This window comes from Kitasatospora sp. NPDC036755 (assembly GCF_040636595.1).
Classification (GTDB): domain Bacteria; phylum Actinomycetota; class Actinomycetes; order Streptomycetales; family Streptomycetaceae; genus Kitasatospora.
The window spans coordinates 18,984-33,960 of sequence record NZ_JBEZUT010000055.1 but is presented as its reverse complement, the minus strand read 5'-3'; the positions used below and the strand labels follow the sequence as shown (position 1 = coordinate 33,960).

Annotated in this window: 12 protein-coding genes; 7 read left to right on the top strand and 5 right to left on the bottom strand. The window is 74.4% G+C overall.

Annotation, left to right across the window (positions count from 1 at the left end; translation table 11 throughout):
• From snpA (AB0E96_RS11450) to AB0E96_RS11435, 4 genes are all read left to right on the top strand, one after another.
• Nucleotides 1–600 (top strand): snapalysin (snpA, locus tag AB0E96_RS11450; RefSeq protein WP_359821462.1); only part of this gene is annotated, 600 nt, incomplete at its 5' end.
• Nucleotides 601–912: 312 nt separating this feature from the next.
• The gene (gene snpA / locus AB0E96_RS11445) at nucleotides 913–1,536 is read left to right on the top strand and encodes a snapalysin (RefSeq protein ID WP_359821460.1); all 624 of its coding nucleotides are present in this window, start codon (nucleotides 913–915) and stop codon (nucleotides 1,534–1,536) included.
• Between the two features lie 231 nt (nucleotides 1,537–1,767).
• The gene (locus AB0E96_RS11440; protein ID WP_359821457.1) at nucleotides 1,768–2,427 is read left to right on the top strand and encodes a pentapeptide repeat-containing protein; all 660 of its coding nucleotides are present in this window, start codon (nucleotides 1,768–1,770) and stop codon (nucleotides 2,425–2,427) included.
• Between the two features lie 179 nt (nucleotides 2,428–2,606).
• Nucleotides 2,607–4,691, top strand: a complete 2,085-nt coding sequence (locus tag AB0E96_RS11435) for a phosphocholine-specific phospholipase C (protein ID WP_359821454.1) — start codon at nucleotides 2,607–2,609, stop codon at nucleotides 4,689–4,691.
• 61 nt (nucleotides 4,692–4,752) lie between these two features.
• Here AB0E96_RS11435 and AB0E96_RS11430 read toward each other — a convergent pair whose 3' ends face one another.
• Nucleotides 4,753–5,397, bottom strand: a complete 645-nt coding sequence (locus AB0E96_RS11430) for a dihydrofolate reductase family protein (RefSeq protein WP_359821451.1) — start codon at nucleotides 5,395–5,397, stop codon at nucleotides 4,753–4,755.
• Between the two features lie 155 nt (nucleotides 5,398–5,552).
• Nucleotides 5,553–6,359, bottom strand: a complete 807-nt coding sequence (locus tag AB0E96_RS11425) for a phosphoribosyl-dephospho-CoA transferase MdcG domain-containing protein (protein WP_359821449.1) — start codon at nucleotides 6,357–6,359, stop codon at nucleotides 5,553–5,555.
• Between the two features lie 190 nt (nucleotides 6,360–6,549).
• Here AB0E96_RS11425 and AB0E96_RS11420 point away from each other — a divergent pair, with 190 nt between their 5' ends.
• Complete coding sequence (locus AB0E96_RS11420; protein WP_359821447.1) at nucleotides 6,550–6,762, top strand: hypothetical protein; 213 nt, start codon at nucleotides 6,550–6,552, stop codon at nucleotides 6,760–6,762.
• A gap of 9 nt (nucleotides 6,763–6,771) precedes the next feature.
• Here the strand turns inward: AB0E96_RS11420 and AB0E96_RS11415 are convergent, their stop codons facing one another.
• The gene (locus AB0E96_RS11415; RefSeq protein ID WP_359821445.1) at nucleotides 6,772–10,014 is read right to left on the bottom strand and encodes a S41 family peptidase; all 3,243 of its coding nucleotides are present in this window, start codon (nucleotides 10,012–10,014) and stop codon (nucleotides 6,772–6,774) included.
• Between the two features lie 200 nt (nucleotides 10,015–10,214).
• On the opposite strand from AB0E96_RS11415, the gene AB0E96_RS11410 reads away from it, so the two are divergent.
• Together AB0E96_RS11410 and AB0E96_RS11405 are read left to right on the top strand one after the other, a co-directional pair.
• Nucleotides 10,215–11,921 (top strand): glycosyl hydrolase family 18 protein, encoded by a 1,707-nt coding sequence (locus AB0E96_RS11410; RefSeq protein WP_359821442.1) that lies wholly within the window; start codon nucleotides 10,215–10,217, stop codon nucleotides 11,919–11,921.
• A gap of 95 nt (nucleotides 11,922–12,016) precedes the next feature.
• Nucleotides 12,017–13,213 carry an MFS transporter gene (locus AB0E96_RS11405; protein WP_359821440.1) on the top strand — a complete coding sequence of 399 codons (1,197 nt, stop codon included), beginning with the start codon at nucleotides 12,017–12,019 and terminating at the stop codon, nucleotides 13,211–13,213.
• A gap of 13 nt (nucleotides 13,214–13,226) precedes the next feature.
• Here the strand turns inward: AB0E96_RS11405 and AB0E96_RS11400 are convergent, their stop codons facing one another.
• Both AB0E96_RS11400 and AB0E96_RS11395 read right to left on the bottom strand, forming a co-directional pair.
• On the bottom strand, nucleotides 13,227–13,856 hold the full coding sequence (locus AB0E96_RS11400) for a DJ-1/PfpI family protein (protein ID WP_359821437.1): 630 nt from the start codon (nucleotides 13,854–13,856) through the stop codon (nucleotides 13,227–13,229).
• Nucleotides 13,856–14,827 carry a GlxA family transcriptional regulator gene (locus AB0E96_RS11395; RefSeq protein ID WP_359821434.1) on the bottom strand — a complete coding sequence of 324 codons (972 nt, stop codon included), beginning with the start codon at nucleotides 14,825–14,827 and terminating at the stop codon, nucleotides 13,856–13,858. The genes AB0E96_RS11400 and AB0E96_RS11395 overlap by 1 nt, the downstream gene beginning before the upstream one ends.
• Nucleotides 14,828–14,977 lie beyond the last annotated feature (150 nt).

The following is a 14,977-nucleotide window of genomic DNA, read 5'->3' as shown; positions in this document are numbered from 1 at the left end:
GCGGCCGGCCTCGCGACCCTGCCCGTCACCGCGGCCGCCGCCGCGCCGGCCGCCCCGGCCGTCCAGGGCTACACCGCCCCGGCGTCCGCCGGTCCGGCCGCGGAGGCCGCGAACAACCAGGCGTTCTTCCGGGCCGTGATGGCCTCCGCCAAGGCCCGGCAGGCCGCCGACCCGTGGCTGCTGACCGTCACCGTCACCTACGACACCGCGAACGCGCCCTCCTTCACCGGTCAGATATCCCAGGCCGCCCAGATCTGGAACGGTTCGGAGAGCAACGTGCGGCTCCAGGAGACCGGCGGCAACGGCGACTTCTCGTACTACGAGGGCAACGACAGCCGCGGCTCCTACGCCAGCACCGACGGCCACGGCCACGGCTACGTCTTCCTCGACTACCAGCAGAACCAGCAGTACAGCTCGCTGCGCGTGGTGGCGCACGAGACCGGCCACGTGCTCGGCCTGCCCGACGACTACTCCGGCCCGTGCAGCGAACTGATGTCGGGCGGCGGCCCCGGCCCGTCCTGCACCAACCCGTACCCGGACGGGAACGAGCGCAGCCAGGTCGACTACCTCTGGGCGAACGGTCTCGCGGCACGGAACTGACCGGACCCGAGGGCGGGTTCGGAACGGCGGGCCGCTCGGCCGGAATCGAGCGGCCCGCCGTTCCGGGTACTTCCCCGGACGGGAGCCTAGCCGCCGCCGGAACGGAATGCCAGGGGCACGATTGAGTCAAGGTCAGGGAAAGACAATTCAATTCGGCTCCGCGGAAGGGGTATTGGACGGTGCTATCGCGGGTTGGCATCATCCGCGCACGCACCGGGTTGCCCGAAGCTCTGGGGACACCACCCGTTGACCAGGTGTTCCCCCCGGGCCGGCCCCCACCGGCCACGTCACCTCAGGAATCGGAGCCCCCACATGAAGCGATCCGTGCTGTCCGCCACCCTCGGCCTCGCCCTCGCGGCCGGCCTCGCCGTCCTGCCCGCCACGGCCGCCGCCGCGGCGCCGGCCGCCCCGGCCGTGCAGGGCTACACCGCGACGACGTACGCGGGCTCGGCCGCGGAGGCCGCGAACAACCAGGCCTTCTTCCAGGCCGTGATGGCCTCCGCCAAGGCCAAGCAGGCCGCCAACCCGGGCCTGGCGACCGTCACCGTCACCTATGACGCCAGTTCCGCGCCGTCCTTCCGCAACCAGATATCCCAGGCCGCGCAGATCTGGAACAGTTCGGTCGCCAACGTTCAGCTGCGGTCCGGTTCGGCCGCCGACTTCCGCTACTACGAGGGCAACGACAGCCGCGGCTCCTACGCCAGCACCGACGGCCACGGGCGCGGCTACGTCTTCCTCGACTACCAGCAGAACCAGCAGTACAGCTCGGTGCGCGTGGTGGCGCACGAGACCGGCCACGTGCTCGGCCTGCCGGACCACTACTCCGGCCCGTGCAGCGAGCTGATGTCGGGCGGCGGCCCCGGCACCTCCTGCACCAACCCGTACCCGAACACCACCGAGCGCAGCCGCGTCAACTCGCTCTGGGTGCGCGGCTGACCCCTTGGGCGTGACCGCCCCGCCCCGGACCGGCCGGCTCGCCCGCGGCCGGTCCGGGGCACCGCCGCATCGGCGCGCGGCCGGGTTCGGCGGCGGGGCTCGGCCGGGGCGCGCCGCGGGGCGTGGCCGGGCGCCGTCGGTGCCGGGTGCTGCCGTTGCCGGGTGCTGTCGGTGCCGCGTGCGAGCATGCGGCCGAGACCCGTACGCCCCGACCGCCAGGAGCCACCTCCCATGCCCCGTCCCGTCCCCGACCGGCTCGCCGACCTCCCGTACGCCGAGCTGCTGCGCCCGCACACCGGGCCGCTGCGCAGCGACGAACGGTACGACACCGCGCACTTCGACGGCGGCGAGCACACCGACGAGTCGGGCGCCGGGGCGGCCTTCCTGGAGTGCGCCTTCACCGGCGTCGCGCTCAGCGGGGTCAAGCTGCGCCAGGCCCGGTTCAACGAGGTGTGGGTGCAGGCCGGCCGCTGGGTCGCCTGCGACCTGAGCGACTCCGAGTGGCAGGACAGCTCCTTCGTCGGCGGGGTGCTCGCCGGCGTCGCGGGGTACGGCTCGGCGCTGCGCCGGGTGGTGTTCCGGGGCTGCAAGCTGGAGGCGGTCAACCTGCGCTCGGCCGTGCTGCGGGACGTCGTCTTCGAGGACTGCCTACTGCGCGACGTCGACTTCGGCGAGGCGAAACTGACCGGCGTCTCCTTCCCCGGCTCCACGCTGGAGGAGGTGCGGCTGCGCGGTGCGACGCTGAGCCGGACGGACCTGCGCGACGCCGCCCGGCTCGGGCTGACCGACGGCCACCAGGGGCTGCGCGGAGCCGTCATCAGCTCCACCCAACTGCTGGAACTGGCGCCGCAGTTCGCCCACGCGCTGGGGATCGAGGTCAAGGACCGCTGAGCACGCCGGCCCCTTCGCCCGTTCAACCGGGCGTCGCTCGGTGACACCCGGGCGAACAGTCCGCCAACCCTCCCGCGCACATCTGGTGGCCCGCTCCGCGCGCGGTGGAGACTGCTGCGCGATCGAGTGCGCCCCGACTTGTGTACACAACATCGTCAGCGAAGGGACGGGCCGGGCCGATGGCCGAGCTGAGTCGTAGGAAGTTCGTCACGCTGTCCGGCGCCGCCGCGGCGGGCCTCGCCGTGGCCGGCACCGGCACCGGCGCCGCGGACGCCGCCCCGAGCGGCACGGCCGCGACGGCCGCCACCGCCGCGCGCGCCACCACCGGCACCATCACCGACGCCCGGCACGTGGTGATCCTGATGCAGGAGAACCGCAGCTTCGACCACTACTTCGGCATGCTGCGCGGCGTGCGCGGCTTCGCGGACCGCAGCGCCATCCAGATCTCCGGCGGCTACAGCGTCTTCAACCAGCCCAACGGCCTGCTCGCCCGCCAGTACCCGTGGCAGTTCAGCCAGACCAAGCCGGCCGGGGGAGCGGACCCCGAGCGCCTCGCCCAGTGCAATGGGGACCTCAGCCACGGATGGGGCGATCAGCACAAGGCCTGGAACGGCGGGAAGATGGACTCCTGGGTCGCCGCCAAGGGCAACGTCCGCACGCTCGGCTTCCTCACCCGCCAGGACATCCCGTTCCACTACGCCCTGGCCGAGAACTGGACGATCTGCGACGCCTACCACTGCTCGGTGCTGAGCGCGACCGGCCCCAACCGCACCTACCACTGGTCCGGCCAGATCGACCCGGCCGGCACCGCGGGCGGCCCGGCCTACGACGGCGGCGACGAGAAGGGCCTGCGCTGGCAGACCTACGCCGAGGCGCTGGAGGGCGCCGGCGTCAGCTGGAAGGTCTACCAGAACGCCGCCGACAACTACGGCGACAACGCCCTGGCGTACTTCACCAACTTCACGGGCGCCCAGGCCGGCAGCCCGCTGGCCGTCAAGGGCATGGGCTCGGTGCCCAAGGTCACCGGGCGGACCCCGGACGACATCGCCGCCGCCATCAAGGCCGACGTGCTGGCCGGGACGCTGCCGCAGGTGAGCTGGATCGTCCCCGACCAGGCCTCCTCCGAGCACCCGTACGCCACCCCGGTGGACGGCGCGCACTTCGTCCACATGGTGATCGACGCGCTCAACGCGGACCCGAACGTCTTCGACTCGTCCGTCCTGTTCATCAACTACGACGAGAACGACGGCTTCTTCGACCACGTCCCGCCGCCCGTCGCCCCGGCCGGCACCCCGGGCGAGTTCTACAACGGCACCAACATCGGCCTCGGCTTCCGCGTCCCGCTCATCGCCGTCTCGCCGTGGACCCGTGGCGGCTGGGTGAACTCCGAGACCTTCGACCACACCTCGGTGCTGCGCTTCCTGGAGACCTGGACGGCCGCCCTCGGCAAGCCCGCCACCTGCCCGAACATCAGCGACTGGCGCCGCCGCGTCTGCGGGGACCTGACCAGCGTGTTCGACTTCGCCAACCCGGTCTACGGCCTCCCGGCGCTGCCCGACACCTCGCAGACCATCGGCCTGTCCGCCTGCGGCCCGCTGCCCAACCCGGCGCCGGTGAACAACCAGCTCCCGGTGCAGGAGTCCGGCACCCGCCCGGCGCGCGCCCTGCCGTACCAGCCGAACGCCAACCTGGACCACCTGGAGTTCGGCTCGGGCGGGGTGATGAAGGTCTGGATCGCGATGGACAACGGGGGTGCCGTCGCCACCAAGTCCGCGCACTTCGCGGCCTACGCCAACGCCTACCGCGGCGGCGGCCCCTGGCAGTACACGGTGGACCCGGGCGGCAGCACCAGCGACTTCTTCAACTGCGGCACCAACTTCGGCGGCGGCCCGTACGACCTCACGGTGGTCGGCCCCAACCGCTTCCTGCGCCGCTTCAAGGGCGACGCGACGAAGGCGGGCAAGAACGCGGCCGTCACCGCCTCCTACGCGGTCGAGTCGGGCACCGGCAAGCTCGCGCTCTACGTCCGGCTCGCCAACTCCGGCAGCACCCCGATGACGTTCACGATCGCGTCCAACAACTACCGCACGGACGGCCCCTGGACGTACCAGGTCCCGGCCGGCGGCAGCGTCAGCGACTTCTTCAACGCGGTGGCGTACAACGGCGGCTGGTACGACTTCACCGTGACGGTCGACGCCGACAGCAGCTGGTCGCAGCGGTTCACCGGCCACCTGGAGACGGGCGCCCCCAGCGTCACCGGCTGACCCTCGTCCCCACCGCGCCGAACGGGGCCCCGCTCCTCCGCCGAGAAGCGGGGCCCCCGTGTCACCGCCGCCAGAACAGGTGGTGCGCCACGCCGCTCGGGCTGGGGACGACCTCCAGGTGGAACCGGTCGAGCAGCTCGTCGGGGGACTCCCACAGCTTCAGCCCGGAGCCGAGTTCCAGCGGGGAGACCGCGACGTGCAGGGTGTCCACCAGGTCGGCGTCGAGGAACTCGCGGATGGTGGTGACCCCGCCGCCGAGGCGGACGTCCTTGCCGTCGGCGGCCTCCCGGGCCTGCTTGAGGACGGTGGCCGGGTCGCCGTCGACGAAGTGGAAGGTGGTGTCGGAGAGCGTGAACGACGGCCGGTGGTGGTGGGTCATGACGAACACCGGGGTGCGGAACGGCGGCTCGTCGCCCCACCAGCCGAGCCACTCGTGGTCCTGCCACGGCCCGCGCTGGGTCCCGAACTTGTTGCGGCCCATGATCTCGGCGCCGATGTTGCGGGCGAAGTCCCGGGTGAAGTAGTCGTCCAGGCCCCGGCTGCCGCCGGCGTCGGTGCGCATCGGCCAGCTCGCCGTGGCCCCGGCCCAGGAGAAGAGCCGCTCGGGGCGGTCGAGGCCGAACGGCAGCTCGAAGGTCTGGTGCTCTCCGGCGGCGATCCCGTCACCGGAGACGTTGAAGTTCATGACTCTGAGCAGTTGGTCCATGGCGGGGGCTCCTGTCCCGTGATCGTGCGGCGGGGTGCCGCACACCCTGACGTCGGAGCGGACGCGGCCGGATCGACATCGGACCCGAAAATCTTTTCCGGGCACCGAGGGAGTCCTCCGGAGCGCCGGACGACCGGCCGGGGGAGCCGCGCCGTTCAGGCGAACGGGCCCCGGGGGAACCACGGGTCGCGGACCTCGCGGGGCCCGTCCGGTGTCAGCAGGGTGAGGCCGAGCGTGCCGGAGGCGTACTCGGCGAGCTGCACCGAGCCGTGCCGGGTCTCCAGTTCGGCCTGCACGGGCACCGGCAGTTTGGTCAGGGCCCGCCGCAGCTGTAGGGCGTCGCGCCGGCTGATCGGCTGCGGCGCGCGCAGCACCAGCCGCAGCGGGCTGAGCGGCCCGGCCACCGGCACGCCGCTGCCCAGTTCGTAGCCGGCCGCGCCGATCGGGCCCCAGGACAGCCGGTGGTCGGCGACCAGGCGGCCGACCTCGGGCAGCAGGGCCAGGGCCGGGATGCCGGCCAGCCGCTCGGGGGCCAGGCGCTCTCGCCGCTCGGGCAGCTGCTCGGGCCGCAGCGTCCGGGCCACCGCCGCCCAGGGCGCCAGGGCGTCCAGCCGCTGCCCGGGGCGCGGACCGCGCACCGTCACCGGGAACCACAGTTCGGGCGCCGCCTCCGGGTCCCGGGTGCAGCGCTGGGGGTGCGGCAGGTCCACCGGGCTGCCGACCACGGAGGGTGCCCGGCCGACCGTCACCCAGGGGTGCGCCCGCAGCACCGCCCGCGCCCAGTCCGGCAGCCCGCCGCCCGCGAGGGGCCGCAGCGAGCTGGGGCACTGCATCAGCAGCAGGTCGTGCGCGCCGGGCAGCCGCCCGTCCAGTGCGGCCAGCGGGCCGACCCGCCGGCGCGGTCCGTCGTGCGGGTCCTCGGCGGTGCGCCGGGCGTGGCTTCCGGGGTGTACGACGGTCACAGCGGGCTCCAGAGGGTGGCGTCGATTTTCGCCGACGGCCCCAATCTGCGCCCGGGCGGCGGCCCGCCGCTACGGCCCTTGGGCGCGACCACCAGGGACCAAAGGCTCAAGGTGCGTCCGCCCGCCCCCGGTGTGAGAGTGGGGGCGAACCCGGTATCCGACCTTCCGTCCCGTCCCGTCTGGAGGAGTCATGGGGATCATCGACAGGTTGTTCCACCGGCCGCAGCACGAGTCCGCCGGGCAGGAGTCCGCCCAGCGTGCCGCCCTCGCCCACGACGAGGCCGCCGACGCGTACGGCGACGACGTCGAGCGCACCCGGGACCAGCAGCAACGGCTCGCCCAGGAGGAGGCCGACCGGCGTGCCGCCGAGAACATGACCTCCGAGGGCGACCCCTGGGGTTGAGCCCCCGGATCACCTCGTCCGCGGCGGCAGCGGCGGGCGCCGCAGGTCCGGCCGGGGCGTGCTCGCCGGCGGGGGCTCCGCGGCGGGCGCGTCCTCCAGCAGCTCCAGGGCCAGCTGGACGGCCGTGACCAGCTCGGGGTGGCGCCCCCGGGCCCAGTCGCGCGGGGTGCGCAGCACGTGCACGTCCGGTTCGACGCCCCGGTTCTCCACCGACCAGCCGAGCCCGCCGCCGAACCAGGAGGCGTTCTTCGGCACCGAGATCTGGGTGCCGTCGCCGAGGGTGTGCCGTCCGCTCATCCCGACCACCCCGCCCCAGGTGCGGGTGCCGATCACCGGGCCGAGCCCGAGCAGCCCGATCGCCGCGATGATCACGTCGCCGTCCGAGCTGGTGGCCTCGTCGGCCAGCGCCACCAGCGGTCCGCGCGGTGCGTGCCGGGGCCAGCGCACCGGCCGGCGGTCCCGGCTGAAGTCCCAGGCCAGGACGTGCCGGGAGAGCTTCTCCAGCACCAGTTCGGAGACGTTGCCGCCGGCGTTGCCGCGCACGTCCAGCACCAGCGCGGGTTTGTCCAGCTCGCGCCGCAGGTCCCGGTTGAACTGCGCCCAGCCGGAGCCGCCGAGGTCCGGGATGTGCAGGTAGCCGCACCGGCCGTCGCTGAACTCCCGTACCAGGGAACGCCGTTTGGCCACCCAGTCCTGGTAGCGGATGGGCCGTTCGTCGGTCAGCGGGGTGATCACGATCCGCCGCACCGGGCCGTCCGGGCCGCCGCCGCGCAGGGCCAGTTCGAGCGTGGTGCCCCCGGTGCCGGCCAGCAGCGGCAGCGGTCCGCGCAGCGGGTCCACCGGGCGGCCGCCCACCTCCAGGAGCTCGTCGCCGTCCCGGACGCCCTGGGCGGCCAGCGGGGCGCGGGCGCGCGGGTCGGAGGTCTCGCCGGGCAGCACCCGGTGCACCAGCCAGCGGCCGTCGGGGGAGCGGTGGGCGTTGGCGCCGAGCAGGCCGAGCGGCTGCTGGGCGAGGGTGGGGCCCTCGGCGCGGCGGGAGGGGGTGACGTAGGCGTGCGAGGTGCCGAGTTCGCCGAGGAGTTCGCGCAGCAGGTCGGCGAAGTCGTCGGGGGAGCAGATCCGGTCCAGCAGCGGCTCGTACTGGGCGACCAGCGCGGGCCAGTCCAGGCCGGACATCCGCTCGTCCCAGAACTGGTCCCGGACGATCCGGGCGGCCTCGTGGTAGGCCTGGCGCCACTCGGCGGCCGGGTGCACGGTGTGGGTGATCCGGCGCAGGTCGACGGTGGTGCCGGCGGAGGGGGCGGCGACCGGGACCACCCGCAGCGTCCCCGCCGAGTAGACCGCGATCGAGCCGCCGTCCCCGGAGACCGCGTAGCCGTCCAGCCGGTCCACCAGGGTGCTGCGGGTGCCCCGGGCCAGGTCGAAGTGCTCCAGTGAGGGGCGCCCCGAGGTGTCCTCCGGGCTGGCGAAGGTCTGGCCGAGGGTGCCGGAGATCGGCCAGCGCAGCCAGACCAGGCCGCCGCGCACCGCGTCGGTGGTCGAGTACTTGGAGGCGATCACCGGGAACTGGAGCAGTCGCTCGCCGATGCCCTCCGGGTCGACCCGGACGGTGCCGTCGCCGCCGCCGTCGCCGTGCGGGGCGCCGTCCTCGGCCGCCGCGGCGAACGGCGAGGGGGTGTCGGCGGCGAGCGGGACGAGGTACGGGCGGCAGCCGAGCGGGAAGGAGAGGTCGCCGGTGTGCACGTCGTGGACCGGGTCGAAGCCGCGCCAGGAGAGGAAGGCCAGGTAGCGGCCGTCCCGGGTGAACACCGGCTGCTCGTCCTCGAACCGGCCGTCGGTGACGTCGGTGGTCGCCGCGGGCGCGTCGGCGCGGGTGAGCCGGATGCGGCGCAGCGAGCGCCCGGCGACCGGCTCGGACCAGGCGATCCAGTGCGAGTCGGGGGAGAAGCGGGCGCTGGAGACCGGCCCGTAGCCGGAGGCGGCCAGTTCGCGCACCTCGCCGTCGGCGGCGGAGACCACCAGCAGCCGCCCGTCCGAGGTGGTGGCGGCGAGCCGGCTGCCGTCGGGGGAGGCGGTGAGCTCCAGGACGCGGCCGATCCGTCCGGCGGCGAGCACCCGGCGGTGGCGCCGCTCCGGCCCGGGGTGGTCCGGCGGCCCGGTGTGGCCCGGCAGCGGCACCACTTCGACGGCGTCGGCGCCCTCGGCGTCGGTGATCCAGGCCGCCTCGCCGGTGTGCCCGAGCACCACCGGCAGCCGGGTGCGCACCCCCGGGGTGTCGGCGAGGGCGCGGGCCGGGCCGTCCTTGTGGGTGAGCCAGTACTGGCTGCCGCGCACGGTGATCACCCCGGCGTGGCCGGTCCGGTCGCAGGCGAGGTCCTTGACCTGGCTCGCGGCGCCGACCAGGTACGGGCGGCGGCCGGCGCGGGCGCCGCCGAGCGGGACGTGCAGCCGGCGCGGGGCGGGCGCGTCCAGGCCGTCCAGCAGCCAGAGGTCGCCGGCGTGCTGGTAGACGATCCGGGTGCCGTCGGTGGCGGCCTCGCGGGCGTAGTAGGAGGCGTGGTCGGTGTGCCGGCGCAGGTCGGTGCCGTCCGGGCGGCAGGAGTAGACGTTGCCGATGCCCTCGTGGTCGGAGAGGAAGGCGATCCGGCTGCCGAGGGCCCCGTCGACGGGCATCGGTGCGGCGAGGTGCCCGGTGTGCTCGGGCAGGATCCGCTCGCCGTCGACCCAGAGCCGGCCGGTGGCGCCGCCCCGGTAGCGCTTCCAGGCGGCGGGCTCGTGCGGGGCGGCGCCGGTGAGCAGCACGGTCCGTTCGCGGCTCATCTGGGCGTCGCCGACCGGCCCCCAGGGCATCCGGCGGCCGGGGGAGCCGTCCGGCGGCAGGGAGTGCGCCCAGGTGTAGTGGCCGAAGGGCTCGTGGTAGGAGGTGACGGCCAGCACCTCGCCGTCCGGCAGCCAGCCGCGCACCCGGGTGTCCTGGCTGCCCCAGAAGCTGAGCCGGCCCGCCTGGCCGCCCTCGACCGGGGCGGTCCACACCTCGGGGGTCAGGCCGAGCCAGCTGGTCCAGGCGAGGGTGGTGCCGTCGGGGGAGAAGCGGGGGTGGCTGACCCTGGTGCGGTCGCAGCAGACCCGCCAGGCCCGGCCGGTGGTGTCGGCGCCGGCGTCCAGCGGGGCGATCCAGACGTCGTCCTCGGCGGTGAAGGCGAGCAGGCCGCCGTGCAGGTGGGGGTGGCGGAGGTAGCCGGGCGGGGTCACTCCTCCATCCTTCGACGGGGTGTCACCCCCGGCAACCGGAGCGGCCGGGAACCGGTCTGGACCATTGACACCGCCCGGCCGGATCCACTTCAGTGGTCTAGTCCAACTTGGGTGCCAGGCCGGGCCGTTCCCCCCACTGGCGCGTGCTCCGGCGTGCCCTCGGACGTCCCCCACGACCGCGCCATCGCAGGAGCGCCCGCATGCGCAGAACACCCACCCCCCGAACCCCCGCCACCGGCCGCCGCGCGGCCGTCGCCGCCGGTACCGCCTCCGCCGTCGCCGTCGCCACCCTGGTCGGCGTCACGCTGGGCCTGGCGCCCGCCGCCTCGGCCGGCGAGTTCCTGGTCAACGGCGGCTTCGAGTCCGGCTCGCTCGGCCCCTGGAGCTGCAGCGGCAACTCCGGGAGCGTCGTCACCAGCCCGGTGCACGGCGGCAGCCGCGCGCTCGCCGCGGCCGCCACCGCCGGCGACACCGCCCAGTGCGGTCAGACCGTGACCGTCGCCCCGAACACCACCTACACGCTCAGCGCCTACGTCAACGGCTCCTACGTCTACCTGGGCGTGGACGGCGGCGGCCCGAGCACCTGGACGCCAGGCACCGGCGGCTCGTACCAGAAGCTCAGCCTCAGCTTCACCACCGGGGCCAACCAGACCAGCGCCACCGTCTACACCCACGGCTGGTACGGGCAGGGCACCTACTACGCGGACGACGTCTCGCTGGACGGCCCGGGCGCGCCCAGCCCGACGCCGACGCCCACCGGCACCGCCTCGCCGACCGCAACCGCCTCGCCGACCGCAACGCCCACCGGCACCCCGACCGGGACGCCCACCGGCACCCCGACGGGCACTCCGACCGGGACGCCGACCGGCACGCCCACCACCTCCCCGGCCGGCAGCCACGCCCTGGTCGGCTACCTGCACGCGAGCTTCGCCAACGGCGCCGGCTACACCCGGATGGCCGACGTCCCGAACTCCTGGGACTTCATCGACCTGTCCTTCGGCGAGCCCACCTCCGTCACCTCCGGCGACATCCGCTTCAACCGCTGCCCGGCCACCGAGTGCCCGACCGTCGAGTCGGACGACGAGTTCAAGGCGGCCATCGCCGCCAAGCGGGCCCAGGGCAAGAAGGTGCTGATCTCGATCGGCGGCCAGAACGGCCAGGTCCAGCTGACCACCACCGCCGCCCGGGACACCTTCGTCAGCTCGGTCTCGGCGATCATCGACAAGTGGGGCCTGGACGGCCTGGACATCGACTTCGAGGGGCACTCGCTCTCCCTCAACACCGGTGACACCGACTTCAAGAACCCGACCAGCCCGGTCGTCGTCAACCTGATCTCCGCGCTGAAGACCCTCAAGGCCAAGTACGGCCCGGGCTTCGTGCTGACCATGGCGCCGGAGACCTTCTTCGTCCAACTCGGCTACCAGTACTACGGATCCGGCCCCTGGGGCGGGCAGGACCCGCGCGCCGGGGCGTACCTGCCGGTCATCCACGCCCTGCGCGACGACCTGACCCTGCTGCACGTCCAGGACTACAACTCCGGCTCCATCATGGGCCTGGACAACCAGTACCACTCGATGGGCGGCGCCGACTTCCACGTCGCGATGACCGACATGCTGCTCAAGGGCTTCCCGGTGGCCGGCAACGCCAACAACGTGTTCCCGCCGCTGCCCGCCTCCAAGGTCGCCATCGGCATGCCGGCCACCACCAACGCGGGCAACGGCTACGTCGCCCCGGCGGAGGTGAACAAGGCGCTCGACTGCCTCACCAAGCTGGCCAACTGCGGGACCTACGTGCCGCGTTCGGGCGCCCAGCCGAACCTGCGCGGGCTGATGACCTGGTCGGTCAACTGGGACCGGTTCGGCGGCCAGGAGTTCTCCAAGAACTTCAACGGCTACTTCGGCCGCTGACCCGGCCGGGCAGCCGCCCGTCCGGGCGGATGACCCGACGGCCCGCGGGGCCGTGCTTGAACCTGACACCGGTGTGAGGTCCGAGCATGGCCCCCATGGCGACCACACAGCTTCCGACCCCGGTACCCCGCAAGCCCTTTCCGCTCCCCGCCCTGCTCGCGCTGGCCACCGCGGTCTTCGTCACCGCGCTCACCGAGAACCTGCCCGCGGGCGTGCTGCCCGGGATGAGCGGGGCGCTCGGGGTCGGTGAGTCCGCGGCCGGGCAGACCGTCACCGTCTACGCGATCGGCTCCGCCGCCACCGCGATCCCGCTCAGCTCGGCCACCGCGGGCTGGGGCCGCAAGCGGCTGCTGCTCACCGCGATGGCGGGCTTCGCGGTGGCCAACACGGTCACCGCGGTCTCCACCAGCTACCCGCTGACGCTCGCCGCCCGCTTCCTCGCGGGCGTCGCGGCCGGCCTGGCCTGGGCCCTGCTGGCGGGGTACGCGCGCCGGCTGGTGCCGGCCGAGCAGCAGGGCCGGGCCATGGCGGTGGCGATGGCGGGCGTGCCGGTGGCACTGTCGCTGGGAGTGCCGGTCGGCACCTTCCTCGGGCAGGCGTTCGACTGGTGGGTGCCCTTCCTGGCCATGACGGCACTGGCGGTCGTCGTGATCGGCTGGATCGCGGCACTGCTGCCGGACCAGCCCGGGCAGCCGGCCGGCCAGCGGGAGCCGGTCCGGCAGGCGCTCACAGTGCCCGGTGTCCGGCCGGTGCTCACCGTCACGGTGCTCTTCGTGCTCGCGCACACCATCCTGTTCACCTACGTCGCGCCCTTCCTGGACCGGGCCGGCCTCGGCGGCGCCACCGGACCGGTGCTGCTGGTCTTCGGGCTGGCCTCGCTGCTGAGCGTCTGGCTGGTCGGCGCCCACATCCACCGCCGGCTGCGGCAGCTGACCATCGGCGGCGCGCTGCTGGTCGCGCTGACGGCGGCCGTCCTCGCGGTCCGGTCCGGCGGCGCGCCGCCGGTGTACGTCGCGGCGTTCTTCTGGGGCCTGGGCTGGGGCGGCGCGCCGACCCTGCTCCAGACCGCCCTCGGCGACGCCGGCGGGGAGCGGGCGGACGCCGCCCAGGCCGTCCTGGTGACCCTGTGGAACGCCGCGATGGCGGGCGGCGGCGTGGTCGGCGGCCTGGTCCTGAGCGGCCTGGGCACCGGTGCCCTGCCCTGGACGGTGCTCGCGCTGATGCTCCCCGTCCTCGCCGTGGCCACCGCCGCCCGCCGCCACGCCTTCCCGGCCCCGGCCCGGCGGCGGTGAACACGGCCCGGCGTCAGCGCTCCATCAGCCGGTGCACCGCCTCGACCACCTCGGGGGAGGCCTTCGCCATGGAGCCCGAGTCGTACGGCGGCTGGGGGTCGTACTCGATCAGCAGCTGGATCGCCTGCGCGGTGGTGTCCCCGCTGATCAGGCCGGTCAGCGTCAGGGCGAGGTCGATCCCGGCCGAGACCCCGGCGGCGATGGCGTACTTGCCGTCGATGACGACCCGCTCCGTCCCGGTCGGCTCCGCCCCGTACGCGGGCAGCCGGTCCAGCACGCCCCAGTGGCTGGTGGCCCGGCGGCCCTTGAGCAGCCCGGCGGCGCCCAGCAGCAGCGAGCCGGAGCAGACCGAGGTGGTCCAGGTGGTGGTCGCGTCCACCCGGCGCAGCCAGTCGAGCAGCGCCTCGTTCTCGAGCTGGGCCTTCGTCCCGGGGCCGCCGGGCACCAGCAGCAGGTCGGCCGAGTCCACCTCGTCCAGGGTGGCGTCTGCGGTGACCGCCAGGCTGCCGACGTCGTTGCGCACCGGCCCCCGCTCGGCGGCGACGAACACGACCTCGGCGCCGGGGATCCGGGACAGCACCTCGTAGGGGCCGACCGCGTCCAGCGTGGTGAAATCGGGGTAGAGCAGGATGGCGATGCGCATCAGTGACCTCCGGTCGGTTCGGGTCGGAAGCGGCGTCGGTACTCGGCGGGCGGGGCGGCCAGGGCCCGGACGAAGGCGCGCCGCATCGCCTCCGGGGTGCCGTAGCCGCAGGAGCGCGCGATCTCCTCGACGCCGTCGTCGGTGTCCTCCAGCCGGCGCCGGGCGGCCTCCAGCCGGACCCCGTCCACGTACCGGCCCGGGGTCACCCCGACCTCGCTGGCGAAGGCCCGGGCGAAGTGCCGCGGCGACAGCGCCGACCGGTCGGCCAGCGCCTCGACCGAGAGGTCGGCCTCGGGGTGCTCGGCGATCCACTGCTGCACCTCGCGCAGTGGCTGCCGGGCCGCCACCTGGGCGGCCAGCTGGGTGCTGAACTGGGCCTGGTTGCCCGGCCGGCGCAGGAAGACCACCAGGTGGCGGGCGATCAGCAGGGCCGTCTCCCGTCCGAGGTCCTCCTCGACCAGGGCCAGGGCCAGGTCGATCCCGGCGGTGACCCCGGCCGAGGTGGCGATCCGCCCGTCCCGGACGTGGATCGGGACCGGGTCCACCTCGACGTCCGGGTACCGCCGGGCGAGTTCCTCGCCGTAGGCCCAGTGGGTGGTGGCCCGGCGCCCGGCCAGCAGTCCGGCCTCGGCGAGCAGGAAGGCCCCGGTGCACACCGACACCACCCGCTCGGCCCGCCCGGCCAGCTCCCGGATCCGCGCCACCAGGGCCGGGTCCGCCAGCTTGGCGCCCTCCCCGCCGGGGACCAGCAGGGTGTGCACCGGCCCGACCTCCGCCAGGTCCGCGTCCGGCAGCAGCCGCAGTCCGCTGTGGCTGCGCACCGGGCCGCCGCCCGGGGAAGCGGTGGTCACCCGGTACGCCCCCGGCTGCCCCGAGGCCTTGCCCGCTCCCGCGAACACCTCCAGGGGGCCGGTCACGTCGAGGCTCTGCACGCCCTCGAAGAGGACGATGACCACGCTGCGCGCTCTCATGCGGCCAGCGTCCCAAGGGGGGAGCGGTGGCAGCAATGACCTGTTTCCCACCTTTCCTGCCATCCGCCGCGCGGGAACGGGCGGAACGTGCGGACAGGACGCGCGGGCGGGCGCGGAAACGCCGGAAGGCCCTCCGCTCTCGCGAAGGGC

Bases quoted from the DNA above. Each gene is read 5' to 3' on its own strand.
- snpA (WP_359821460.1), top strand. From the start codon at position 913: ATGAAGCGATCCGTGCTGTCCGCCACCCTCGGCCTCGCCCTCGCGGCC.
- AB0E96_RS11440 (WP_359821457.1), top strand. From the start codon at position 1,768: ATGCCCCGTCCCGTCCCCGACCGGCTCGCCGACCTCCCGTACGCCGAG.
- AB0E96_RS11435 (WP_359821454.1), top strand. From the start codon at position 2,607: ATGGCCGAGCTGAGTCGTAGGAAGTTCGTCACGCTGTCCGGCGCCGCC.
- AB0E96_RS11430 (WP_359821451.1), bottom strand. From the start codon at position 5,397: ATGGACCAACTGCTCAGAGTCATGAACTTCAACGTCTCCGGTGACGGG.
- AB0E96_RS11420 (WP_359821447.1), top strand. From the start codon at position 6,550: ATGGGGATCATCGACAGGTTGTTCCACCGGCCGCAGCACGAGTCCGCC.
- AB0E96_RS11410 (WP_359821442.1), top strand. From the start codon at position 10,215: ATGCGCAGAACACCCACCCCCCGAACCCCCGCCACCGGCCGCCGCGCG.
- AB0E96_RS11405 (WP_359821440.1), top strand. From the start codon at position 12,017: ATGGCGACCACACAGCTTCCGACCCCGGTACCCCGCAAGCCCTTTCCG.
- AB0E96_RS11400 (WP_359821437.1), bottom strand. From the start codon at position 13,856: ATGCGCATCGCCATCCTGCTCTACCCCGATTTCACCACGCTGGACGCG.
- AB0E96_RS11395 (WP_359821434.1), bottom strand. From the start codon at position 14,827: ATGAGAGCGCGCAGCGTGGTCATCGTCCTCTTCGAGGGCGTGCAGAGC.